The organism is Variovorax atrisoli (assembly GCF_014195185.1).
GTDB classification, from domain to species: Bacteria; Pseudomonadota; Gammaproteobacteria; order Burkholderiales; family Burkholderiaceae_C; genus Variovorax; species Variovorax atrisoli.
Genome location: NZ_JACIBG010000003.1, coordinates 360,707 through 385,601, shown reverse-complemented (window position 1 = coordinate 385,601; position 24,895 = coordinate 360,707). Strand labels below are relative to the sequence as shown.

Genomic DNA, 24,895 nt, shown 5'->3' with positions numbered 1-24,895 from the left:
CTCAGTGCCCGGCCGCCTCGACGATCACCCGGGTCACCGCCTCGGGCTGCGAAGTCATCACGACGTGCGAGGCGCCCTTGACCACCACCGTCTTCTGGGCGTTGGCGCGCTGCGCCATGAAGGCCATGGCCTGCGGCGGGATGTTCTTGTCGCGATCGCCGTAGACGAACCATGACGGCACCGATTTCCATGCCGCAGCCTGCGCCGGCTCGTTCAGCGCCGCCTCGGCGATGGGCCGCTGCCCCACGGCCATCAGGCGCGCCTTGGCGAGCGGAACGTCGGCCGCGAACTGCGCGGGGAACTTGTCCTGATCGATGTACAGGTCCTTGCCGCCGTCGGCGAGCGGCACCGCCGGCGCCAGCGTGGGCCCGAGCGTGCTGCCCGGGAACTTGCCCGTGAGGCCGATCGCCGTTTCGCCGGCCTCCGGCGCGAAGGCCGCCACGTAGACCAGCGCCTTCACGTTCGCCTTGCCGTTGGCGGCGGCAGAGATGACCGAGCCGCCGTACGAGTGCCCGACCAGCACCACCGGCCCCTTCACCGCATCGACGATGCCGGCGACGTACGCCGCGTCGAACGAAGGCCCGCGCAGCGGGTTCGCAGCGGCGATCACGGAATAGTGCCGTGCCTGCAGGCGCTGCACCACGCCGTCCCAACTCGACGAATCGGCGAAGGCGCCGTGCACGAGCACGATCGTGGGCTTGGTGGACTGTGCGGACGGGGCCCGGTCCGCCGGCTGCGCGAACGAATGCAGGGGCGCGAGCGCCGCCACGCCGAGCGCGTGGGCCATCAGGGTCGCGGCGAGGCGGCGAGAGAAGTTCTTCATGACGATTCTTCCTTGGTTGATTTGGGTGGAACGGGATCGACCCTGGGCCGACGGCACTGAATCTAGGGGCGATGCGAAGGAAGCCGGGGCCGCTCTGTATGCCTGTGTGTCCGAAGGGCGTGACGTGACATTACTTTTCAAGCGGCCCGGCCGGAACCGCCGCGGCGCGCCCGGTTTGCGGTGGCGCATACCCGCGCCTAACAACACCTAACACCAGCCAACGGCCGCAGCGTCCATCTCGCGATCGGCGGAGTTCCAATGGCATCCGCGCCCAGCGCGCCCAGCGCGCCCGGAGACGGGAAGACACAAGAACAACGGCGGACTCGACTCGGTGCCCACGCATTTCGCGGCCCCGGCCGGCCGCAAGAGGCCCACATCCATGCCCATGCAACACCAGGAACTCGCCGGACAAGAAGAGCCAGAGGCGGTCTTGCCAGATGCTCCCGTCGTCGCGCAGCACGGGGCATCGTCGGTGCGATACCGCGACTTTCGCGAACTGGGCGCGGGCACGCCGCGCCTGGAACGCGCACGCGCGCATGGCACAGCCTCTTCGCTCGTGGCCGGGCGCGGCCAGAGCACGCCGGCCATTGCCGCGCTGCTTCAGCGGGAGTACTCGTTGCGCCACGTGCTTCGCGACGAGTGGGCCGCGGTGCCGATCGCGCTGGTGCCTCATGGAGAGAGCTTCCTGCTGATCCTGAAGGACTCCGGCGGCGAGCCGCTTCTGCGCGGTGCGGCGCCGTGTACCGACGCACACACCTTCGTTGCGATCGCGCTGCGCCTCACCGCCGCCGTGGGCGCGATGCATGCGGCCGGCGTGCAGCATCGCGCGCTCACGCCCGGTCGCATGCTGCTCGGCGAAGACGGCCGGGTTTGCCTCACCGGATTCGGCCAGGCCGTCACGGTCGAGGACGAGGACAAGTCCGCGGGCGACGACCAGCTCTCCTGGGACGAGGACAGCTTCAACTACATGGCGCCGGAACTCGGCGCGCGCATGAACCTGCGCGTGGATGCACGGGCCGACCTTTACGCGCTCGGCTGCATCTTCTACGAGCTGATGACCGGCAGACTTCCCTTCGAGGGCGCCGATGCCGCCGCGCGCGTGCACGCGCATGCGACCCGGCTCGCGCGCGCACCCGTGGAATTGGTGCCGGGGCTTCCGGAGCAACTCTCGCTGCTGGTCATGAAGCTGCTCGAGAAGGCACCGGAGCACCGGTATGCGGACGCTGCCGGAGTGCTGGCCGACCTGCGGCGCTGCGAGACCCTGCTGTGCCAGCACGGGCGCATTCCCCGGTTTTCGCTCGATGCCCATTCGGCCCTGCGCAAGCCCGGCGGCACCGGCCTCGTGCTGGGGCGCGACGCCGAACTGCAGGCGCTGCTGGCGCTCTACCGCAAGGTTGCGGACAGCGCCGGTTCGGCGGCGGCCTGGATCTCGGGCCCGTCGGGCATCGGCAAATCGACGCTCCTGCGCGAGGTGGTGGCGCGCATGCAGCGCTCTGGCGCGCCGCTGCTGGCTGCGGCCAAGAGCGAGCAAGGGCGCCGCGGCAAGCCGTATGCGCTGCTGGTGGAGGTGCTCGATCCGCTGCTGCAGAACGTGATCGGCTGTGCGAACGAGGAGTTCGCGGCCTGGCGCAATCGCATCGCCGCCGCCGCGAGGCCGGTGGAGCGGACCCTGGCGGGCTTGATGCCGGCGCTCGGCGTCATCCTCGGCGCGCCATCGGGGCAGCCAGTTCCCGCCTCCCCGGATGCGGCCCCCGCGCTCGAACGCGAGCGCGTGCTGCAGGGCATGGCGCGGCTGATCGCCTGTTTCGCCGCGCCCACGCGTCCGCTCGTGATGCTGCTCGACGACCTGCAATGGGCCGACGTCGAGACCCTGCAGGTGCTTGAGCGCCTGCTGCATCAGCATGACGATGCAGCGCTGCTGCTCGTCGGAACCTTTCGCGACAACGAGGTGGACGTGACCCATCCGCTGCGCGCGGGCCGGCTCGCGGAAGTGCCTCGGGCCGTGCGCATCGAGCTCGGTCCGCTGGACGAGGGCGCCCTGCGCGAGATGATCGCGCTCACGCTGCAGCAGGATGCGAGCGGCGTTGGCGAACTGGCCGAGCTCATCGGCCGGAAGACCGAGCGGAATCCGCTCTTCGCCCGGCACCTGCTCCATCTGCTGGCCGACGACGGCCTGCTTGCCTACGACGCGGAGACCGCCTCGTGGCGCTGGAGCCTGGAACAGCTCGCGTCCCACCCCGGCGCCGACACCGTCGGCGACCTGATGGCGCACCGCTTCGAGCAACTGCCCTCGGCGACGCAGGCGGTACTGCGCCTGATGGCATGCCTAGGCCACCGCACCCCGCACGAGGAGCTTGCGCTCGCGATGGACGTGCAGCCCGGCACCGATGCAGCCTCCCGCCTGCACGCCGCGCTCGACAATGCGCGCGAAGCAGGCAGCATCCAGCGCGAGGGCGATGACTGGGTCTTCTGGCATGACCGCATCCGCGAGGCTGCCTACGCATCGATCCCGCACGGGGAGCGGCCGCGCATGCATCTGCAGATCGTGCGCCGCCAACTCCGGCTTGCGTCCGATCCCGCGCGGATTTTCTCGCTCGCCGCGCAGGCCGGCCTCGCACACCCGGCCGTTGAGGTACCACGGGAGCGACGCGACTTCGCGCGGCTGAATCTGCAGGCCGGCCGGCAGGCAAAGGCCGCGGCCGCACACCATTCGGCGCTCGGCTTCTTCCGCGTCGCGCTCGCCTTCCTGGGCGAAGCCGACACCAGCGAAGACGGCCTGCACGCGCGCGCTCTCTGCGGTGAGGCCGAGTTCATGACCGGGGCGCTGGAGGCCGCGGAGAGCCGCCTGTCGGCACTGGAGGAGGTCGCGGGGGACGGCATCTTCGGGGCCGATCTCGCGCGCCTGCGTGCGGCGCTGTACACCACGCTCGGCAACTTCGACCGGGCACTCGACGTGGGGCTGGCCTTCCTGCGCAAGTCCGGCATCGTCATGCCGAGGCGGCCCGATGCCGCGGCGGTCGATCGGGAGCATGCGGCGCTGCAGGAATGGATCGACCGGCACGGCATCGGGGCGCTGCGCCAGCTGCCCATCGTGGCAGACCCGCTGCGCCGGGCGATCACCGACATCTTCGCGGACCTCATTCCGCCAGCGCTGTACACCGACCAGAACCTGGTCGACCTGATCCTGCTGCGCATGGTCGGCCTCAACATTGCGCAGGGCCATTCCGACGCGTCGGCGGACGGCTATGCCTGCATGACGCAGGTCTTCGGCGTGCGCTACGGCAACTACGCCGCCGCGCGGGAGTTTGGCGCGCTCGCGCTGCACCTGGTCGACGAGCGCGGCCTCGCGCTGTACCGTGGCCGGGTCTACATGACCTTCGGCACCATGGTGGTCCCGTGGACGCAGCCGGCACGCGCCGCGCGCGACTACATCCGGCGCGCCTACGACGTGGCTGTGGCGAGCGGCGACCACACCTTCGCGATCTACTGTGGACGAAACCAGGCGACAGGAATGCTCTTCGCCGGGGAGTACCTTGGCGACGTCCGGGACACGGTCGAGCGCGGGCTGGCCGTTGCGCGTGACGCGAATTTCCAGCTAGTGATCGAGGCTCTGCTGGCCCAGAAGCTGCTGCTGGCGCAACTGCAGGACGGCACCGTCAGCGACTGCGATGCACAGCCGAGCCCGCCGAGGGAAGGGCGGCCCGCCACGCTCGTGGATTTCGCCTACTGGGTGTACAGGCTGCAGGCGGCACTGTTCGGCGGCAGGCTGGCCGAGGCGATAGAGGCCCGCCATCGGGCCGAGGCATGCGCTGCCTCGGGACGTACCTTCGCCGAGAGCGGTGACCTGCCGTTCTACGGCGCGCTGGCCTTGCTGGCGCTTCCCGCGCGCGATGCCTCGCAGCGGGCGGCGCTGCAGCGCGACATGGAGCAACTGCAGGCCTGGAGCCAGGCCTGCCCAACGAACTTCCTGGCGCGCTTCCAGCTGGTGCGCGCGGAGATGTACCGCATCGACGGCGATCCGCTCGCGGCGGTGGAGGCCTATGCGCGGGCGGTGTCGCATGCACGGCGCCACGGCTTCACGCAGGTCGAGGCCCTGGCGGCAGAGCTTGCCGCGGCCTTCCATGCCGGACGTGGCGACGACCTGTCAGCGCACGGCAACCTGCGCCACGCACGCGGCGCGTGGCAGCGCTGGGGTGCCACTGCCAAGGTGCGCCGGCTGCAGGCCTCGCACCCGGGACTCTTCGAAATCGAGGACACGGTGCCGAATACGCGCCGGATGCAGGGGCTCGACGCACAGGCCGTCCTGCGCATCTCGACAGCGCTCGCCGGCGAGATCGTGCCGGTCCGCCTGGTCGAGACGCTGCTTCGCACCGCCCTTGAGAATGCCGGCGCCGAGTCTGGCACGCTGGCGCTGTTCCGACTGGAGGCGTGGCAGGTGCGCGCCCAGGCGCGAGTGCTCGACGGTGCCGTCGTGATCACGCAGGAGGGCATGGCCTTCGATGCCGGGACGTTGCCGGTTTCCGTCGTCCAGGCGGTCGCGCGCAGCCAGCAGCACGTCGTGGTGGACGATGCGCGCGAGAGCGCGTCGCTCGCGCAGGACGATTACATCCGCCGCCGGCGGCCGCGATCGATCCTGTGCGTGCCGCTGATGCGCCAGGCAATGCTCGTCGGCGTGCTCTACCTGGAGAACAACCTGGCCTCTCATGTGTTCACGCCCGCCAAGGCCGAAGTACTGGAGGTGATCGCCTCGCAGGCCGCCTTCGCGCTGGAGAACGCGCGGTTGTACGAGGAACTGGTCGACCAGAACCGACAGCGCGCCCAGGCGGAGGAGCAATTGCGCAGCACGCTCGCCGAACTGGAGCGCGCGACTCGCCTGAAGGCGATGGGCGAACTGGTGGCTTCCATCGTGCACGAGGTCGGCCAGCCGATCGCCGCGGTCGATACCTCGGCCAGCGCGGCGCTGCGCTGGCTCGACCGCAGCCCGCCCGACATCGGCGAGGCGCGCGAGATGCTCACGCATATCAGCAGGAGTGCGCTGCGTGCTCGCACCATCATCCAAGGCCTTCGCGCCAAGGCACGCAACGCGGAACCGCAGTTCGCCGCATTCGACCTGGGCGAGGCGCTGCGCGAGGCGGCGACGCTGGTCGTGGGGGCGCTCGACACCATGGGTGTCACTCTGGAGACGAAGGGCCTGGAAACACCCCTGGCCGTGCACGGCGACCGCGTGCAGCTGCAGCAGGTGGCGGTCAACCTGTTGATGAACGGCGCCGAGTCGATGACTTCCCTCCCGCCTGGCCCGCGCCCGCTGTCGATGGCCTGCGTGCACGACGACGACCATGTGCGCATCGTGGTGGAAGACGCGGGCCCCGGCATAGGCCCCGATGCGGCGCAGCACCTGCTCAAGCCTCTTTTCACCACCAAGCCCAACGGCATGGGCATGGGACTGGCGATCTGCAAGTCGATCCTCGATGCTCACGGCGGAACGCTCGAACTGCTGCCGTGCGAGCTTTCGGGAATGCGCGCCGTCTTCAGTCTGCCGCGGCCGGCCTCTGGCCATCGATGAAAGTGCAGGCGACTCCGATGCCCTCACCAACCCTTCGTTTCATGCGTCCTTCCGATTCGCCTCCGGCACCTCTTCGCTGCGTGTTCATCGTCGACGACGACGAGCTCGTGCGAGATGCGCTGTGCAGCCTGCTACGCTCCATCGACCTGGCGGTGCACGCCTTCGCCACGACGGAGGAGTTCCTTGCCGCCCCGCGCTCCGGCGTGCCCTCCTGCCTGGTGCTCGACGTACGCCTGCGCGGCCAGAGCGGCCTTGCCTTCCAGCAGGCCCTGCTGGAGCGCGGCGAGGCTCACCTGCCGATCGTGTTCATGACCGGCCACGGCGACATCGCCATGACCGTCAAGGCGATGAAGGCCGGGGCCGTAGACTTCCTGGCGAAGCCATTCCGCGACCAGGACATGATCGATGCAGTCATTGCCGCGTTGGAGCGCGATGCGCGACGCCTCGAGAGCGGGCGGTTGCTCGAGGCTGCGCGTGCCTGCTGGGAATCGCTCACGCCGCGAGAGTGCGAGGTGGTGCAGCACGTGGCCGGCGGCCTGATGAACAAGCAGATCGCTGATCGCATGGGCATTGCCGAGATCACGGCCAAGATCCACCGCGGCCAGGCGATGCGCAAGATGAACGCGCGCTCGGTCGCCGAGCTGGTGCGCAAGATGGAGGCGCTGGGTGTGGTGGAGGGCGCTAGCTGAGGGGGCCATACCTATGGATGATGGCGCCGCGCGCAGACGCCGGTATCCTGCAACTTTGGGCAGGGGCGGGAATGTTCCTGTGCCTTCACCGGAAAACCCCGGGGTAGAGAGCGGGCTTTCCCCTTGTCCTCGTCCTTGTCCTTTTCAGCCATCGAACTCGTTTCCATCGTCGACGACGATCCCTTCGTGCGCGCCGCGACCAGCAGTCTGGTGCGCTCGTTCGGATGGGAGGCCCGCGCGTTCGAGTCGGCCATCGACTTCCTTGCCTCCGACGTTCCGGCGCGTACGCGCTGCCTCGTCTGCGACATTCACATGCCGGCCATGGACGGCATCGCACTGGTCGAGTGCCTCGAGCGCGAAGGACTGCGCCTGCCCGTCATCTTCATCAGCGCCTTGGCCACCGCCCGCACGCGGGAGCGCGTGCAGGCCAGCCCGGCACTCTGCCTGATCGAGAAACCCATCGATGCCGCCGAACTTGAGACCTGGATCGGCCGCGCGCTGGGTCGGGCCTGAGACCCGGGAAGGAGCGCCGGCCGCGCGCCACCCTCGTGCATGAAGAGGGCAAACCTTCGTAGGGGTGCGGCAAACGCTGATGCAATGGTCAGTGCTCCCCCTCGCGTGATGTCATCCCTCCCACGCCGGCCCGTGCGCCGGCAGCAGGAGAAAACCAATGACGAAGAAGTCCCGCGCATCCATCAGTTCCTTCATCTGTTCCTACTTCGGCTCCTTCCACCGGGCGCGCGCATCCGTGGCGTTCGCCGGCGCCCCTTCCAAATCCACCCAGCCTGACCGCCGTTCGCACGGCCTGGCCTTGACCGCGGCGCGCGCTCTCGCGGTGGCTACGCTCGGGCAGAACGTCCATGCCGCGACGCTGTCGCCGCTGGCGTGTCCGCTCGACGACAGCCTGCGGTGGGTGCTGTGCGTGTCGGTGCTCGTCGGCCTCATGCTGCTCGCCGTCGTCCTCTGGCTGGAGGCGATGGACCACCGCGCGGGCGCGGCGCGCCTGGCTCGCACACTGGAGCAGCACGGTGCCGGCATGCCCGAACTCGCCGAAAGCGGCCCGCGCGCCATCGTACGGCTGGCCCGCGCGATCAACAACGTTCGCCGCCGCCAGGCCGAGCGCGACGTAGCGCACCTGGATGTGCAGGCCGCCTATGCGCACGACCTGCGCACGCCGCTGACCCGCATGGGGCTGCGCTGCGAGATGCTGGAAGACGCCTCGCTGCGCGAAGCCATGGAGCGTGATCTCGCCCAGATGCGCGAACTGGTCGAGGCCAGTGTGGCCAGCGCGCGGCTGCAGCGCAGCGTGGCCGAGCCGCTGCAGCGCGTCGATGCCGACGGCCTGCTCGGCAGCCTGATGCGCGACTATCGCGAGGCAGGCAGGGCGATCGCCGTCGACGGCCGCATCGGGCAGCCGGTGATGGCCTGTCCCCTCGCGCTGCGCCGCGTGCTCGCCAACCTGATCGACAACGCGCTGCGCTACGGCAGCGACGTGAGGGTCAGCGCCCGCGTCGATGCGACGAGTCTGGTGCTGGCCGTGGTGGACTCGGGGCCGGGCATCCGGCCGGCGCAGATGGAGGCGGTCTTCGCGCCATGGGTGAGGGCGCAGCAGGGCGATGCCGAAGGCAAGGTTGGCTCGGGCCTTGGCCTAGCGATCGCCAGGCGCCTGGCCCGCTCGATGCAGGGCGAGCTGCAACTGCAGAACCGTCGCAGCGGGGGGCTCGAGGCACGACTCACGCTGCCGCTCGTGGTCGCATGACGCAACCCCGGACGGGCCGCCGGGGTTGCTGCTTCCCTGGTCAGCGCAGCGACCTGAACGCCGCGCGCACTTCCTGGCTGAACAGCGCAGGCTGTTCCCATGCGGCGAAATGACCGCCGGTGCCGACCTCGTTCCAGTAGACCAGGTCGTGGTAGGCACGGTCGGCCCAGGTGCGCGGCGCCTGGTAGATCTCGCCGGGAAACACCGTCACGGCGGCCGGCAGCGAAATGTCGACGGCGTTGAAGTTGTTCGAATGGTCTTCCCAGTAGATCTGCGCGGCAGAGGTCGCACTGTTGGTCAGCCAGTACAGCGAGATGTCGTCGAGCATCTCGTCGCGCGGCAGCACCCGCTCGGGTACGCCGCCCGAATAGGTCCAGGTGGCGAACTTGTCGTAGATCCAGGCGGCCTGGCCCACGGGCGAGTCAGCCAGCGCGTAGCCCAGCGTCTGCGGACGCGTGACCATCATCGCGGAATAGCCCGAGCTGTTCCTGTAGAAGGCGTCCAGCTTGTCGAAGGCCGCGCGCTCCTTGGGAGACAGTCCGGCGGGCGCGGGGCCGCCCGCGGCGAGGATCGATGCGATCTCGGCGGGCACGGTGCCCGGCATGTTGACGTGGATCGCCATCAGGCCTGGCACTTTCTGCATCGCCATGCGGTGCGAGATGACCGAGCCGCAGTCGCCGCCCTGCGAGACGAACTGCTTGTAGCCCAGGCGCGCCATCAGCACGCCCCAGGCGCGCGCGATGTGGTTGGAGTCCCAGCCGGTGGCCTGGGGCTGGCCTGAGAAGCCGAAGCCGGGCAGCGAGGGCAGCACGAGGTGGAACGCATCCTGCGCATGGCCGCCGTGGGCAGTGGGGTCGGTCAGCGGGCCCACGACCTTGAGCAGTTCGAAGATCGAGCCGGGCCAGCCGTGGGTCATGATCAGCGGCATCGCATCGGCGTGGCGCGAGCGGATGTGCGCGAACTGGATGTCGAGGCCGTCGATGGTGGTCACGAACTGCGGAACGGCGTTGAGCCGGGCCTCGCCCTTGCGCCAGTCGTAGTCGGTGGACCAGTGGCGCACGAGCGAGCGCAGCGTGGCGAGCCGCACGCCCTGCGAGTCGTCGGCGACGGTCTCGACGCTCGGCCATCGGGTGGCGCTGAGCCGCCGGCGCAGGTCCGCGAGAGCTTCGCGGTCGACGTTGATGCGGAACGGACGCACCGAGGTGTCGTCGGGACCGGAGGGCCCGGACGGCCGCAGCATGCCGAAGGCGCCGGAAGCCGCCGACGTCGCGCCGAGGGCGATAGACGTGGCCAGGAGGTGGCGGCGCGAAAGGGATGGATGGAGGGTGCTCATGCAGGCATCTCTGTGAAGTTGGAACGTCTCCATTGAAGTGGGCGCGTGTATCCCGCGTGTGTGAGGAAACGGTCGAATCGCATGCGCAGGTACCTCGGGTGCGAGTCGACACACAGCCATACAAATCGACCGGTGCGGTGCGTGCCTCTGCCCTCGGTTATGCTCCGTCCGCCCGCGCTGCCGAGGCGGACGGCGGGTTCGCTGGGCCGATAGGATCGACTGCGTTTGGCCCGGCATCGCGCCACCCGCGCGGCACCCCGCAGTTCCCATCTCCATGAGCGACGACACCTCCTTCAAGACCGCTGGCTCCATCTCCTTCGGGCCGTTCACCCTGCGCGTTGCGCAGCGGCTCCTCGAGCGCGAGGGGGCGCCGGTGGATCTCGGCGGGCGTGCGATGGATGTTCTGATCGCCCTTGTCGCGAGGGCCAACACGATCGTTAGCAAGCGGGAACTCATGGCGCTGGCCTGGCCCGGAATGGTCGTCTCCGACGGAAGCCTGCGCTACCAGATCGCGATGCTGCGGCAGGCACTGGGCGACGGGCAGGACGGCGCACGCTACCTGTCGAACGTTGTCGGCCGCGGCTATTGCTTCGTCGCTCGCATCGTTCCGGCGGCCGCCACCCCCTACGCCCAGCCTGAGCCCGAGGCAGGCCCTGTCGAGCCAGGTCTTCCCGCGCAGCCGGTGGAACTGCTCGGCCGCGCGAAGGACCTGGCCGCGATCCCTGCCCAGCTGGCCAGGACGAGGTTCGTCACCATCGTGGGTTCGGGCGGCGTAGGCAAGACGAGCCTCGCGGTGCGCACCGGGCAGGACATGCTCGTCGAGTTCAACGGGGCCGTGGTGTTCGTGGATCTTTCCATGCTGCTGGACCCCGGCCTGGTACCGAGCGCCATCGCATCGATGCTGGGGCTGTCGGTGCGCTCCGCCGATCCTGTGCCCAGCCTGATCGCCTACCTGCGGGAGAGGCGGATGCTGCTGATACTGGACAACTGCGAGCACGTGATCGCGGCAGCCGCCGCGCTGGCGGAGCGCATCTTCCAGGCGGCGCCGCGCATCCACATCCTCGCCACGAGCCGGGAGGCGCTGCGCGTGCAGGGCGAGCACATCCATTTGCTCGATCCGCTGGACAACCCACCCGACCAGCCCGGCCTGATCGCGCGCGACATCCTGATGTATCCCGCCACGCGCCTGTTCGTCGACCGGGCCGGCGCCAGCGGCGCGATGCCCGAGCTGAACGACGACGATGCGCCCGTCATCGCGAGCATCTGCCGGAAGCTCGATGGCGTGGCGCTTGCCATCGAACTCGCGGCCCGCCGCGTCGCCGCCTACGGACTCCATCAGACCGCCACCTTGCTCGACGAGCGTCTGGCGCTCTCGTGGCTGGGACAGCGCACCGCGCAGCCTAGGCACCAGACCCTGCAGGCCACGCTGGACTGGAGCTACGAACTGCTCGACATGCCGGAGCGCCTGGTGCTCTGCCGGCTGTCGGTCTTCGTGGGCCATTTCTCGCTGGAAGCTGCGCGCGAAGTGGCCACGGACGGGGGGCTGAAACAGGCCCAGGTGGTCGATGCCGTCGCAAGCCTGGCGGAGAAGTCGCTGCTTTCCATCCGGCGCTCCGGTGCCTCGACGCAGTACAGGCTGCTGGAGAGCACCCGCGCGTACGCGCATTCAAAGGCTGGCGCGGACCTGGCCGATTCGGCGGCGCGGCGCCATGCGATCTACTTCCTCAAGCGGCTGGAGCAGATGGCCGAGCAGGACGACGCCTTCTCGCGCGACACGGCGCGCGCGTCGGATCTCGCGGACCTTGGCAACGTGAGGGCCGCACTCGCCTGGTGCTTCGATCGCGCCGATTCCCGCGAGCTCGGTGTTTCCCTCGTGCTGGCGGCGTTGCCGGCGTTCATGGCGATGTCCCTGCTTGCCGAGTGCCACGACTGGTCGAAGCGCGCGCTTGCCGAACTGGGCACGGCCTCGCTCGGCAGCGCCGCCGAGATGCACCTGCAGGCGGCCGTCGGCCTCTCCCAGATGTTCACCCGCGGTCACAGCGACGAGGTCCGGTACGCGCTCGAACGCAGCCTCCAGGTGGCGCAGGCGCTCGGCGACTCGCACAGCCAGGTCGAGCTGCTGGGTCGGCTGCAGATCTTCCACGAGCGCATCGGCGACTTCGTCGAGTCGCTCAGCCATGCCCGGCGCTGCGCCGCCGTGGCTGCCTCCATCGACGATGCGACGGCGCAGGCGACCGCCAATTCGCTGGTGGGCCTTTGCCATCACTTGGTGGGAGACCAGTCCCGCGCGCGGCACTTCCTGGAGGCGGCGATCGCTGGCGCTTCCGTGTCGCGGCAACGCAGCAGCATCCACGCCGGCTTCGATTTCCACAACCGCGCATGCATCGCGCTGGCCAGGACCCTGTGGCTGCAGGGGCAGCCTTCGCAGGCCGTGGTCGTCGCCCAGCGCGCGGTCGAGGAGGCCCGGCACCTGAACCACCCTGTGACGCTGTGCATCGCTCTGATATGGGCCGTGTCGGTCTACATGTGGGTGGGCGACCTCGCGCGCGCCGAGCAGGACATCGACCGTTTCATCGCCTACGCGGAGTCGCACTCGCTGACGCCGTACCTCGCGGTGGGTCGCGGTGTGAAGGGTGAGCTCGCCATCAAGCGCGGCGACGCCGCACGCGGCGTGCGGGCCATCCAGGATTCGCTGGTCGAGCTGCGTGCGTCACGCTACGAGCTGCTGACCACGTCGTTCAACATCACGCTCGCCGAAGGCCTGAACGCCATCGGCAGAAACGCTGAAGCGCTGGAGCTGATGAACGACACGCTCGCGCTGGTGCACGCCAAGGGTGACCTCTACAACCTGCCGGAGCTCCTTCGCGTGAAGGCGCGAGCCCTCTCGGGTGCGGTGCCGCCGAACGCCGCGGGCGCGGAGGAGTCGTTGCTCGAAGCGCTCACTGTCAGCAGGCAGCAGGGCGCCCGCTCATGGGAGTTGCGCGTGGCGACAGACCTGGCGCGCCTGTGGGAAGAAGCCGGGCGCGGGCAGGAGGGCAAGGACCTGCTGGCCGGCGTGCTCGTCCGCTACACCGAGGGCTTCGAGACTTCGGACCTGCAGGAAGCCGAACGGTTGCTCGGCGCGTCGATGGATTAGGGCAGGGCGCGGGCCGCTGCCTGCGGCCACGCCGCCCTCTTCCTCGACGAGGTGGGAGCGGCAGGCTGCCGCCGGAAAACGATCATGGGATTTCCTGGCGTCGGAAGCGATGGAAGCGGATGCGCATCGGTGGCTGCTTACAGCGTTCCCTCGGTCACGCCGCGGGCCGCCGTCGCGCGTGCCTGCGCACGCACCGTCGCGCGATCGAGCGTACTGGTGAATGGCTGGGGCAAGTCGGCGTTGGCGCCATCGGCATAGATGTTGCCGGCGCGGGCCGCCGCGACGGCTTCGGCGCGCGTGTCGGAGCGTTTGGCCAACGTCGGCAGCGCCGGAGCGACGTCTGCCGAAGCGCCCTCGCGATACGGATCGGTGCTGTGGGAGGCAACGACGGCCTGTGCCCTGACGCCGGCTCGGCTCGCGCTGGAATGGAATTGCAGCACGCCCTGGTATTCCTCGGCGCTCGCGCTCAAGGCGAACAACGAAGAGACGACAGCGGCGGCGAGGAGGACGGAAGCTTTCATGATGAATCCTTTCGGGTAGGTGATGACGATTCGGAAGACCAGTTGTCAGTCGGAGCGCATGTGCTTTTCCGAACTGATGGAGAGATTGTTCGGCCGCCGAGACGCTGCGTGATCGGATTGCGTATGCCTCTGTATCCGGGCGGTGTTCGTCAACACTAAATTTCAAAATCGCAGCTGCGAACCATCGGCTGCGACCTGTCAGGGTGCCAGCCGCGTGAACACGTAGTCGTGGTTCTTCACCAGCGACTGATGGCAGGCGAAGCAGGTCTGGTGCTGTGCCAGGTCCGCGGGCTTGCCGTCGATGAAGCGGCCGAAGCCCCAGCCGCCGGTGGCGGCGTATTTCTTTGAGTCCTTCACCATTACCTGCACGGTGGTGGCCGCGCCCGGAACGGACGCCGGCGCGAACTCCGGCGACTGCACGTGCTTCCACGCGAGTTTGACGAGCACGGTCCCGTCGGGAAAGGGCAGCGTGCCCTGGTCGTAGGCCTTGATCGCCTTGATGTTGCCGAGCACGGCGCGCAATTCGTTCAGCGGCTCCGCCTCGATGGCGGGCGCGATCAGATGCCACTGTCGGTAGCCCTTGGGAATGGTGACACCGTAGATCGGCGATGCGTCAGGGCCTGCGGCGGCGCTGCGGCTCTCTTTGGCCGCGATGGGCGCGACCGCGAAGGCGGCCAGGGCGCCAGCGAGCGCGAGGAGGCCGAAGCTGGCGAGCTTGGCCGGCGCACCTTCGAGCGAACGGGACGATGCCTTCGTCGCGCCAGTGCCGGGAGGCTGATGCGTGTGGGGTTTGTTCATGGGTGGATGGGCGGGTTGGTTGGACAAGGGGATGCCGACGGGGCGCGGGCCCGCGCCCCCGGGCGCACCGATGGTCTGCCGCCTTTACCTCGCCGCCGCACTTTGCGTATGCGCATGTATCGTGCTCTGCCGGGCCACGCACTACGTTACGGTGACCCCCTGGGCGTGCACGCATCGGTCCGGTGCATCTCCCGCGCGGCACGCACCTTCTTCGCCATGCGCACCTGCCTCGCGCATCTCGTTGCGAGATACGCCGATCTTCAATCCATATGAATATTGAGTGGAAACCCGCAGCCGCGCAGCGGGTGTGCGCACGACCATCGCCTGCAGTCGAACCAGACGAAGGAAAGCGACGCACCCATGAGCACCGGCACCATCGCGCAGCCCTACGAGGGCCGTTTCGACAGCACTTCCGACGCCGTCTACCGCAAGGTGGGATGGCGGCTGATCCCGCTGCTTTTCCTCTGCTACATCGTGGCCTACCTCGACCGCGTGAACGTGGGCTTCGCCAAGCTGCAGATGCAGGGCGATCTGCAGTTCAGCGACGCGGTCTACGGGCTGGGGGCGGGCATCTTCTTCATCGGCTACTTCCTCTTCGAGGTGCCGAGCAACGTGGTGCTGCACCGCGTGGGCGCGCGCCGCTGGATCGCGCGGATCATGATCACCTGGGGCGTGCTGTCGGCGGGCACGATGTTCGTGAGCTCGCCCACGTCGTTCTACGTGATCCGCTTCCTGCTGGGCGCGGCCGAGGCGGGCTTCTTCCCCGGCATCATCCTGTACCTCACCTACTGGTACCCGGCCGCGCGGCGCGGCAAGGCCACGTCGCTGTTCCTCGCGGCGATCCCGTTCGCGGGCATCCTGGGCGGCCCGTTCTCGGGCTGGATCCTGCAGGGCATGGGCGGCGTCAACGGCTGGGCCGGCTGGCAGTGGCTGTTCCTGCTGCAGGGCCTGCCGACGGTCGCGCTGGGCCTGATCGTTTGGCGCTACCTCGACGACCGCGTGAAGGACGTGCGCTGGCTCACGCTCGCCGAGCGCGAACTCATCGCCCGCGAGATCGCCGCCGAGGACGCGGGCAAGGCCGAACCGCGCATCCTGAGCGTGCTGGGCAACGGCCGCGTATGGCTGCTGGCGCTGGTGTACTTCGCCTACACCTCGGGGCTCTACGGCATCTCGTTCTGGCTGCCCAGCATCATCAAGGCGGCGGGCGTGAAGGGCGCGCTCGACATCGGCCTGCTCAGCGCCATCCCGTGGACCTTCGGCGTGGTCGCGATGTACTTCATGGCCCGCAGCGCCGACCGCCGGCTCGAGTACCGCTGGCACAGCGCGACCGGCGCCGTCGTGGGCGCGGCGGGGCTCGTGCTCAGCGTGGCCTCCCATGGCAACGTGACGCTCGCGATGGCGGGGCTCACGCTGGCCACCATGGGGATCATGTCGACCTTTCCGGTCTTCTGGGGCCTGCCCACGGCCTTTCTCGGCGGTGCGGCGGCGGCCGCCGGCATCGCGCTCATCAATTCGTTCGGCAATCTCTCGGGCTTCAGCGCGCCGTACCTGATCGGGCTCATCAAGGAGGCGACGCAGAGCACCGACGCGGGCCTGCACATGCTGGCAGCGCTGCTGGTGATCGGCGCGGTGCTGGTGCTGTTCGTCAGGCCGGCTCGCGCGCCATCGCAGCGCTGAGCTGCATTCAGGAGGAGGCTTCCATGGACTCGGTCGTGACCATTCCCGTGCGTTCGAACACTCGGCGCTCCCCGTCGCCGGAACTGCTCGCCCTGCTGCAGGGCAGGTTCGCCGAACGCTTTTCGACCAGCAAGGTGGTGCTGCTGCAGCACGGCACCGACGAATCGACCTATCCGCCGCAGCCGCCCGACGCGGTGGTGTTCGTGCGCAGCACCGAGGAAGCGGCCTTCGTGGTGCGTGCCTGTGCGCGCGAGCGAGTACCCGTCATCGGCTTCGGCGTGGGCTCGTCGGTGGAAGGGCATCTGCTGGCCGTCGAGGGCGGCGTGTGCGTCGATTTCTCGCAGATGAACAAGGTGCTGGCGATCCGGCCCGGCGATCTCACGGCCACGGTGGAGGCGGGCGTCACGCGCGGGCAGCTGAACGCGGCGCTGCAGGGCTGCGGCTTCTTCTTCTCCGTCGATCCGGGCGCGGATGCATCCATCGGCGGCATGGTCGCGACGGCCGCCTCCGGCACCAACACCGTCCGCTACGGCACCATGCGCGACAACCTCGTGAGCCTGACGGTGATCACGGCCGACGGCGAGATCGTGCGCACCGCTTCGCGCGCGCGAAAGAGCTCGGCGGGCTACAACCTCACGCAGCTCTACTGCGGCTCCGAGGGCACGCTGGGGCTGATCACCGAAGCGACGGTGCGGCTGCATCCGCATCCGGAGACATACGCCGCGGCGGTGGTGCACTTTCCATCGGTGCGCGCGGCGGTCGGCTGCGTGATCGAGTCGATCCAGATGGGTGTGCCGCTGGCGCGCGCCGAACTGCTGGATGCGCTGACCATCCGCGCGGTGAATGCGCACAGCCGCACCGCGCTGGGCGAGCATCCGACGCTGTTCCTGGAGTTCGGCGGCAGCCAGGGGCAGGTCGACGAGCAGGCGGCGGTGGTGCGAGAGATCGCAGGCGGCCACGGCGGCGGCGACCTCCAATGGGCAAGGCTGCCGGAGGAGCGCTCGCGCCTGTGGACCCCGCGCCATCACGCCTACTTCGCCTGCCTGCAGCTGAAGGCGGGCTGCCGCAGCCTGAGCACCGACGCCTGCGTGCCGCTGTCCGCGCTCGCGCAGTGCATCGAGGAGACGCAGGCCGACATCGCCGAACACGGCCTGCTCGCGCCGGTGCTGGGCCACGTCGGCGACGGCAATTTCCATTGCCTCGTGCTGGTAGACCCCGGCAGCGCGCAGGAGAACGATGCGGCCGAGGCCTTCAGCCACCGGCTGGTGCAGCGCGCGCTGCGTCACGGGGGCACGTCGACCGGCGAACATGGCGTGGGGCTGCACAAGATGAAGTACCTGGTCGAGGAGCATGGCGCGCACGGCGTGGCGCTGATGCGCGCTGTGAAGAAGGCGCTGGACCCGCACGACATCTTCAACCCCGGAAAGGTCGTTGCCTCGGCCGAGGGCTGAAGAGCGGGCTGGTGTGCGCTCTAGAATTTCCGGCCTCGCCCGCGCCTCGCGGCGAACGGCCGGAGGTCCCTCGATGGAGTTGCGCCAGTTCAAGTACTTCGTTGCCATCGTGGATTGCGGCAGCCTGTCGCGCGCCGCGCAGCAGCTCTTCATCGCGCAGTCGGCCCTGAGCAAGCAGATGGCCGAACTGGAAGGCGAGCTCGGCACCCAACTGCTGCTGCGAAGCCGCAACGGCGTTGCGATGACGGAAGCCGGCAAGGTCTTCTACGAATACGCGCAGGGCATCACCAAGCAGGTGCGCGACGCCAGGGCCGCGGTGCATGTGGCGGCCGAGTCGGTGGCGGGGTCGGTGGTCGCGGCGCTGCCGCAGAGCGTGTCGCCGATGGTCGCGCTGCCGCTCATGCGTGCGGCGGCACGCCGCTATCCCGACGTGGTGCTGCACCTGAACGAGGAGCTCACCGGCAACATGGCCGACCAGCTGCTGCGCGGGCGCGTCGACGTGGCGATGTTCTCGCCCGCGATGGCGGCGGAGGACATCCAGTTCACCCCGCTGGTGGAGGAGGACTTCGTGTTCCTCGATGCCCCGCAGAGCCCGCACGCGCTGCCGACCGGCGACGTGAGCATCGAGCAGGCCATCGCGCGCCCGCTGGTGTGGCCTGCCCATGCGCACGGCCACTGCACGCGCTGGCTGGTCGATGCGGTGCTGGAGCAGGCGGGACACTCCGCGGCACGGGTGGCGGCGGAGATCAATTCGGTCTACACGCTGAAGGCGGCGGTGGAGGCGGGGCTGGGGCCGACCATCATGCCGTTCGGCCTTGCACAGCGCGAAGTGCAGGAGGGGCGGCTCGTCGCGCACCGCATCGACTGGCCGTCGATGCACCGCACGCTGGGGCTGTGCGTTTCCGTGCACCTGCCCGTCACCAATGCCAAGCGCGCGGTGTGCACGCTGATCGCGGACGTGGTGCGCGTCCTGTGCGAGAGCGGCCAGTGGGCCGGCGCGCGTGCGCTCGCGCCGGCGAGGAAGGCGAGCTGAGCCGCTTCGCGCTTCAGGCGCCGCGCTTGCGGGGCGCCGCGGCCTTCGCTGGGGGCGTGAAGAGGCGGCCGATGGCTTCGCGCACGTCGGCCTTCATGTTCTCAACGGCCTTCGCATCTCCCGACATGTGCTTGAGCAGCGACTGCTGGAAGAGCCCGTCGAACAGCGCATAGGTGGCCGAGGGCGACATGCCGGGCTGCTCGCCCGAGAGCTCGGCGAAGCGGCTCATGATGCGCCAGATCATTTCTTCCAGGCTCCTGTCGATCTGCACGACGTCGTTGCGGAAGGCCTCCTCGAACAGCGCCTGCGAGCGCAGGTCATACCAGAGGCGGTGCACGTGGCCTTCGTCGCACAGCGTGTCGCCCAGGCTCTTGAGGAAGCCTTCCATCAGCTCGTCGTAGGTGGTGGCGCTTTCCACCGCGTGGTCGTAGCGCGTGACGCAGCGTGCCTTGTACTGCTTCACGCTGCAGATGATCAGGTCGACCTTGTCGCTGAAGTAGTAGTGCAGCACGCCATGCGAGAACTCGGAGTTCTGCGCGATCTCGCGCAGGCTGGTGCGCGCATAACCCAGTGCCGCGAGCGTGGTCAGTGCGGCTTCGCCCAGTTCGGCGCGGCGCTCGGAGAACTTGTCGACCCGCGCCTTGGGCACCCGTTCAGCGTGTTTCTTTACCCGTTGATGTGTCGTCATTGAAAGCCGGGCCGCATGAATGCCAGCCCCGTGTTCCTCGTGATTGCAAACCATAGCACGCAAGCGGGAGAACCCGCATCCGGCACGCCACGGATGCCATTCTAGAAAAACTTGACGGTTGCCAAGAAAAATCTTGACAGTCGTAAAGTCGATTTCTAGCATGGCCGCTCCATCTCACAACATATCCACAGGAGACAAGTGATGGCCAAGTACGACTTGAAGGGGCGCCGTGCGCTCGTGACGGGCGGTGCGCGCGGCATTGGCGCGAGCATTGCCGAGGCGCTGGCCGCGGCCGGCGCTTCCGTGATGATCGGCGACGTGCTCGCCGACCTGGGGCGCGAAACCGCCGCCAGGCTGTCCGCATCGGGGGCGAAGGTGGGCTTCGTCCCGCTCGACGTCACCAGGGACGGCGACTGGGCCTCGGCCACCGAGACCACGGTGAAGGAGCTCGGCGGCTTCGACATCCTCGTCAACAACGCCGGCATCGAGATCACCTCGCTGGTGGTGGACGTCGACGGCGACGACCTGCGCCGCATGCTCGACGTGAACGTGGCCGGCACGCTGCTCGGCATGAAGCACGCCTTCCGCGCGATGCGTCCCGGCGGCAGCGCGGGCAAGGGCGGGGCGGTGGTCAACATCGCCTCGGTCGCGGCGACCATCGCGTTCCCCGCCATTGCCGGCTACTCCGCGACCAAGTCAGCCGTCGACCGCGCCACGCGCGTCGCGGCGATGGAGTCCGGCAAGCTGGGCTACGGCGTCCGGGTCAACTGCATCTACCCGGGCCTCGTGCCCACCGACATGGGCATGAAGCTCGCGCACGACATCGTCGCCGCAGGCCTCGCACCGAGCGTGGAGGCCGCCGTTGGCGACGTGGTCGGCCAGACGCCGCTGGGGCGTCTGGGCGAAGTCGGCGACATGGCCGACGTGGTGGTCTTCCTCTGCTGCGACGCGGCCCGGTTCATCACCGGCGCCGGCATCGCGGTGGACGGCGGCATGGGCATGTAGTCGCACAGGCGAACAACAGCAAGGAGACACAGCATGAGCAGCAGCAAGAAGAAACCCGTCGTCGTCTACGGCGCCTCCGGCTACACCGGCCGGCTGGTGTGCGAATACCTGCGCGAGTACAACATCCCCTTCGTCGCCGCGGGCCGCAGCGCGCAGAAGGTGGAAGCGGCGATGAAGTCCAACGTGCCCGGCATCGAGACCGCGAACTACGAGGTGGTGGAAGTGGCGCATTCGGTGGGTGCGCTCACCGAGCTCTTCACCGGCGCCTCGGTTGTGCTGAATACGGTGGGGCCCTTCGCCCGCTTCGGCCATGAGGTGGTCGATGCCTGCCTGGCCGCGGGCTGCCACTACACCGACACCACCGGCGAGCAGGACTGGCTCATCACGCTCGACCAGAAGTACGGCGCCAGGTTCGCCGCCGCAGGCCTGCTGCTGTCGCCGGGCCTCGCGCACATGTACACCACCGGCGAGATCGCCGCGCAGCTGTGCCTGGAGACGCCCGGCCTCGACACGCTCGACATCGCCGTGTTCTGGGGCGGCAGCCCGACCATCGCGTCCACCCAGACCATCCTGGTGAATGCGGCCACTTCGAAGGCCTACTACCTGGAGCAGAACGAATACGTCGAGTGGCAACCGGACGCGGGGCTGTACCACCTCTCGATTCCCGGCCAGCACGAGGCCGCGCTGGCGCTGCCCTGGGGCGGTACCTCGCACCCGGTGTGGTTCAAGCGCGATCCGCGCGTGGCCAACGTGAAGGTGCTGGGCGGCGTCTTCAACAAGGCGCTGATGCAGGGCGTGCCGCAGATCGTGGCCGCCGCGCTCAAGGCCACAGAGGGCATGAACGACGAGGACCGCTATGCCGCGCTGGCCCAGACCGCGTCGGGCGTGATGAACACCATGCCGCCGCGCGAGAACCCGCGCATCAACAAGTCGGTCGACTCGGTGCACGCCTCCGGTCCGCTGGGCCGCGTGCACTGCGTGATCTTCGGCAACTGCAACTACAAGCAGACCGGCCTGCTGCAGGCCTATGCGGCCGCCTCGCTGCTGCAGCAGCCGCCGCGGCGCTCCGGCTTCGCATCGGGCTGCCAGGCCTTCGGGCACCGAGAGCTGCTGGGTGCGCTGCGCGGTTTCGGGCTGGTGCAGGAGCCCGTGATCACCCGGATGGGTTGATCTCATGCGCCTGGTCGACTACCTCGACAAGGGCGCCCAGCTCGGCGCCCATTCGCCGTGCCTCACCATGGGCGGCAGCAGCCTGAGCTATGCCCAGGTGCAGCGCATCAGCTGGCGCGTGGCGAGGGGCCTGCAACGCGCCGGCATCCGCCCCGGCGACAAGGTGGCCGTGCTTTCGAGCAACGACGCGACGGCCTTCGCCACCGTGTTCGGCATCTCGCGCGCGGGCTGCGTGTGGTGCCCGATCAATCCGCGCAACGAAGCGGGCGAGAACGCCTACGTGCTCGATGCCTTCGACTGTGCCTGCCTGATCTTCCACGGCAACTATGCGGCCATGGTCGAGCAGATGCGCCCGCAACTGCCCGGGCTGCGGGCGCTGGTGTGCCTCGATCAGCGCCAGGCCTTCGCGCCCTCGCTGGAAGACTGGCTCGAGGGCCTGGACGACTCGCCCTTCGACATCGCGCCGCCCGACGACCTGGCGATGATCGCCGGCACCGGCGGCACCACAGGCCAGCCCAAGGGCGTGATGCTGTCGGGGCGCAATCTCGAGGCGATGTCGGCGCTGACGCTGATGGGCTATCCCTTCGAGGGGCGACCCGTCTACCTCGCGCTGGCGCCGCTCACGCATGCCGCCGGCGTGCTGTGCCTGCCGGTGATGGCGCTGGGCGGGCAGGTCGTGATCATGCCCAGGCCCGACCTGGGCGAGTTCCTTGGGCTCATCGAGGCGCATGGGGTCACCCACACATTCCTGCCGCCCACGCTGATCTACATGCTGCTGCAGCATCCGCAGCTCGCGCACACGAAGCTCGATTCGCTGCAGTGCTTCTGGTACGGCGCCGCACCCATGTCGGCCGCGCGGCTCGAAGAGGCACTGCAGAAGATCGGCCCCGTCATGGCGCAGCTCTTCGGCCAGACGGAGGCGCCGATGATGATCTCGATGATGTCGCCGCGCGAGCACTTCAACGCCGACGGCACCATCGCTCGCCACCGCCTGTCTTCGGCTGGCAGGCCGGGGCCGCTCGTGCAGGTGGGCGTGATGAACGCCGACGGCGTGCTGCTGCCCACGGGCGAGAGCGGCGAGATCGTGGTGCGCGGCTCGCTGGTGATGCTCGGCTATTACAAGAACCCGGACGCCACCGAAGAGGCTTCTCGCCATGGCTGGCACCACACGGGCGACATCGGCTACCTCGATGCCGATGGCTTTCTCTACATCGTCGACCGTGCCAAGGACATGATCATCTCGGGCGGCTTCAACGTCTATTCGGCCGAGGTCGAGCAGGCGCTGCTGCAGCACCCCGACGTGCAGGACAGCGCCGTAGTCGGACTGCCCGACGAGAAGTGGGGCGAGCGCGTGGTGGCGGTGCTGCAGCTGCACGAAGGCCGGCAGGTGGACGTGGAGGACGTCAAGGCCTTCGTCAAGGCGCGCATCGGCAGCGTGAAGGCGCCCAAGCAGATCGAGGTGTGGCTCGACCTGCCGCGATCCAGGGTGGGCAAGGTGCTGAAGAAGGAAGTGCGCGCGACGCTGCTGCAGGGCGCGGATCAACCCTCGCGCTCGTAGTGGTCGTGGTGCGCCCGGCGCAGCTCGAACTTCTGGATCTTGCCGGTCGAGGTCATCGGCAGCGCCGGCAGGAAGATGATCTTCTTCGGCACCTCGAAGCCGCCCAGGTGCTCCTTGCAGTGGGCGGAGAGGGCGGCCTCGTCGAAGTCCGCCGGTGCGTCGGGCCTGCGCGTGACGAAGGCGGTGATGGCCTCGCCCCAGCGCTCGTGCGGCAGGCCCACCACCGCGGCGTTGAGCACGGCGGGGTGCCGCAGCAGCACCTCCTCGACCTTGATCGAGGGCACGTTCTCGCCGCCAGACTTGACCATGTCCTTGAGCCGGTCGAGAAAGATCAGCTGGCCGTCGGCGTCGAGCTTGCCCAGGTCGCCGGAGTGGTGCCAGCCGAAGCGCTGCGCGTTCGCGGTGGCCTCCGGGTCGTTGTAGTAGCCGAGCATCACGTTGGGGCCGCGGAAGACGATCTCGCCGACCTGCTCGGGGCCGAGCAACTCGCCGTCGTCGCCCATCACCGCGACCTCGTTCACCAGCGTGCCCACGCCCCAGTAGGAGCCGAAGCGCCTGCGCTGCTCGTGCGCCTCGAAGATGGTGGCGCCGGGGTACATCTCGGTCTGGCCCGAGACGAGCGCGAAGTTCGGGCAGAACTCGTCGAGCAGGCGCAGCAGCAGCGTGCGCGACATCGGCGCCATCGCATACACGCAAAGCCGCAGGCTCGAGATGTCGCGCGCGGCGCGCTGCGGATGCGCGAGCAGTGCGCCGTACATCATCGGCAGGCCGACCATCACCGTGATGCGGTGCCGCTCGATGGCCGAGAGCACCGCGCCGGGGTCGAATCCGCGCAGCACCACGAGCGAGCCGCCCACCGCCAGCGCCGACATCAGCACCGTGTGCTGGCCGCAGTGGAAGAGCGGCAGCACGCTGCTCCACACGTCGGCGCGCTCGGGGCTGCTGCCCCATTCGACCATGTTGCTCAACAGCACCGAATGCACCGAGGCGTGCGAGTGCATCACGCCCTTCTGGCGGCCGGTGGTGCCGCTGGTGTACATGATGAGCGCGAGCTGCGTGCTGTCGATGGGCACGTCGGGCAGGGTCGCCGGGCCCTGCGCGATGGCCTGCAGCACGGTGGGCGAGCCTTTCGGCGGCGTGTCGCCGTCGAGCACGCAGAGGATGGGCGCCACGCCTTTCGTGCTCAGCAGTTCACGCAGCTCGGGCCGGGCGTGCAGCGCGGTGTCGATCACGACATGGCGCACCTCGGCATGGCCGAGGATGTAGCCGATGGCATCCACCGCCAGCGCGGTGTTGATAGGCACCCACACGAGGCCGGCCTTCTGGATGCCCAGCATGGCGACCACCATCTGGATCGAGTTGTTGCACAGCATCCCCACGCGGTCGCCGCCCGACAGGCCCAGGCCCAGCAGATGGTGCGCGAAGCGGTTGGAGGCGGCGTCGAGTTCGCCGTAGGTGACGCGGTGCTCGCCTTCGACGAGCGCCGTGCGTGCGCCGAAGCGGCGTGCGCTGCGGTGGATCACGTCGCCCAGCGCGATGCGCGAGATGCGCGAATGGAACTGCGGCGGCACAGGGCCGTTGGCGGCTGCGGGCATGCTCTTCGTCTCCGTTCTTCGATGGTGGGCGCAGCCTAAGGCCGTGCGCCGCACCGCGTCTTGCGAAGACTGGCTGCCACCCCGCAGCCGGATCGG

At 68.9% G+C, this 24,895-nt stretch carries 17 protein-coding genes; 11 read left to right on the top strand and 6 right to left on the bottom strand.

Annotated elements, in window-relative coordinates; all coding sequences use genetic code 11:
• Position 1: 1 nt before the first annotated feature.
• Entirely contained in the window at positions 2–823 is an 822-nt protein-coding gene (locus tag FHY06_RS12955; protein ID WP_184605390.1) for an alpha/beta fold hydrolase, read from the bottom strand.
• Positions 824–1,202: 379 nt separating this feature from the next.
• Between FHY06_RS12955 and FHY06_RS12950 the strand changes: the two genes are divergently transcribed.
• The 4 genes from FHY06_RS12950 to FHY06_RS12935 all read left to right on the top strand — a co-directional run bounded on the left by FHY06_RS12950 (position 1,203) and on the right by FHY06_RS12935 (position 8,834).
• The gene (locus FHY06_RS12950; protein ID WP_409327451.1) at positions 1,203–6,386 is read left to right on the top strand and encodes a trifunctional serine/threonine-protein kinase/ATP-binding protein/sensor histidine kinase; all 5,184 of its coding nucleotides are present in this window, start codon (positions 1,203–1,205) and stop codon (positions 6,384–6,386) included.
• A 41-nt stretch (positions 6,387–6,427) separates the two neighbouring features.
• Positions 6,428–7,075 carry a response regulator transcription factor gene (locus FHY06_RS12945; protein ID WP_184605389.1) on the top strand — a complete coding sequence of 216 codons (648 nt, stop codon included), beginning with the start codon at positions 6,428–6,430 and terminating at the stop codon, positions 7,073–7,075.
• A gap of 135 nt (positions 7,076–7,210) precedes the next feature.
• The gene (locus FHY06_RS12940) at positions 7,211–7,588 is read left to right on the top strand and encodes a response regulator transcription factor (protein ID WP_184605388.1); all 378 of its coding nucleotides are present in this window, start codon (positions 7,211–7,213) and stop codon (positions 7,586–7,588) included.
• A gap of 157 nt (positions 7,589–7,745) precedes the next feature.
• Positions 7,746–8,834: an ATP-binding protein gene (locus FHY06_RS12935; protein WP_184605387.1), complete on the top strand. Its 1,089-nt coding sequence runs from the start codon at positions 7,746–7,748 to the stop codon at positions 8,832–8,834.
• 40 nt (positions 8,835–8,874) lie between these two features.
• Here FHY06_RS12935 and FHY06_RS12930 read toward each other — a convergent pair whose 3' ends face one another.
• Positions 8,875–10,167 carry an epoxide hydrolase family protein gene (locus FHY06_RS12930; protein WP_184605386.1) on the bottom strand — a complete coding sequence of 431 codons (1,293 nt, stop codon included), beginning with the start codon at positions 10,165–10,167 and terminating at the stop codon, positions 8,875–8,877.
• Between the two features lie 274 nt (positions 10,168–10,441).
• Between FHY06_RS12930 and FHY06_RS12925 the strand changes: the two genes are divergently transcribed.
• Positions 10,442–13,303, top strand: a complete 2,862-nt coding sequence (locus FHY06_RS12925) for an ATP-binding protein (protein ID WP_184605385.1) — start codon at positions 10,442–10,444, stop codon at positions 13,301–13,303.
• 137 nt (positions 13,304–13,440) lie between these two features.
• Here FHY06_RS12925 and FHY06_RS12920 read toward each other — a convergent pair whose 3' ends face one another.
• Positions 13,441–13,824, bottom strand: a complete 384-nt coding sequence (locus tag FHY06_RS12920; protein ID WP_184605384.1) for a helicase SNF2 — start codon at positions 13,822–13,824, stop codon at positions 13,441–13,443.
• A gap of 198 nt (positions 13,825–14,022) precedes the next feature.
• Entirely contained in the window at positions 14,023–14,622 is a 600-nt protein-coding gene (locus FHY06_RS12915; protein WP_184605383.1) for a cytochrome P460 family protein, read from the bottom strand.
• A 360-nt stretch (positions 14,623–14,982) separates the two neighbouring features.
• Here FHY06_RS12915 and FHY06_RS12910 point away from each other — a divergent pair, with 360 nt between their 5' ends.
• The 3 genes from FHY06_RS12910 to FHY06_RS12900 all read left to right on the top strand — a co-directional run bounded on the left by FHY06_RS12910 (position 14,983) and on the right by FHY06_RS12900 (position 18,783).
• Complete coding sequence (locus FHY06_RS12910) at positions 14,983–16,299, top strand: MFS transporter (RefSeq protein ID WP_126185511.1); 1,317 nt, start codon at positions 14,983–14,985, stop codon at positions 16,297–16,299.
• 23 nt (positions 16,300–16,322) lie between these two features.
• A complete protein-coding gene (locus FHY06_RS12905) occupies positions 16,323–17,750 on the top strand; it encodes an FAD-binding oxidoreductase (protein WP_184605382.1) in 1,428 nt (475 codons plus the stop codon).
• Between the two features lie 73 nt (positions 17,751–17,823).
• Positions 17,824–18,783 carry a LysR substrate-binding domain-containing protein gene (locus FHY06_RS12900; protein WP_184605381.1) on the top strand — a complete coding sequence of 320 codons (960 nt, stop codon included), beginning with the start codon at positions 17,824–17,826 and terminating at the stop codon, positions 18,781–18,783.
• Positions 18,784–18,796: 13 nt separating this feature from the next.
• Here FHY06_RS12900 and FHY06_RS12895 read toward each other — a convergent pair whose 3' ends face one another.
• Positions 18,797–19,432, bottom strand: a complete 636-nt coding sequence (locus FHY06_RS12895) for a TetR/AcrR family transcriptional regulator (protein WP_311733685.1) — start codon at positions 19,430–19,432, stop codon at positions 18,797–18,799.
• A 240-nt stretch (positions 19,433–19,672) separates the two neighbouring features.
• Between FHY06_RS12895 and FHY06_RS12890 the strand changes: the two genes are divergently transcribed.
• Genes FHY06_RS12890 through FHY06_RS12880 form a run of 3 tightly spaced genes read left to right on the top strand, consistent with a single transcriptional unit; the run spans position 19,673 to position 23,204 of the window.
• On the top strand, positions 19,673–20,476 hold the full coding sequence (locus FHY06_RS12890; RefSeq protein ID WP_019654843.1) for an SDR family NAD(P)-dependent oxidoreductase: 804 nt from the start codon (positions 19,673–19,675) through the stop codon (positions 20,474–20,476).
• Positions 20,477–20,509: 33 nt separating this feature from the next.
• The gene (locus FHY06_RS12885) at positions 20,510–21,646 is read left to right on the top strand and encodes a DUF5938 domain-containing protein (protein WP_184605379.1); all 1,137 of its coding nucleotides are present in this window, start codon (positions 20,510–20,512) and stop codon (positions 21,644–21,646) included.
• A 4-nt stretch (positions 21,647–21,650) separates the two neighbouring features.
• Complete coding sequence (locus FHY06_RS12880) at positions 21,651–23,204, top strand: acyl-CoA synthetase (protein WP_184605378.1); 1,554 nt, start codon at positions 21,651–21,653, stop codon at positions 23,202–23,204.
• Here the strand turns inward: FHY06_RS12880 and FHY06_RS12875 are convergent.
• Positions 23,186–24,799, bottom strand: a complete 1,614-nt coding sequence (locus FHY06_RS12875) for a class I adenylate-forming enzyme family protein (protein ID WP_184605377.1) — start codon at positions 24,797–24,799, stop codon at positions 23,186–23,188. The genes FHY06_RS12880 and FHY06_RS12875 overlap by 19 nt on opposite strands.
• Positions 24,800–24,895 lie beyond the last annotated feature (96 nt).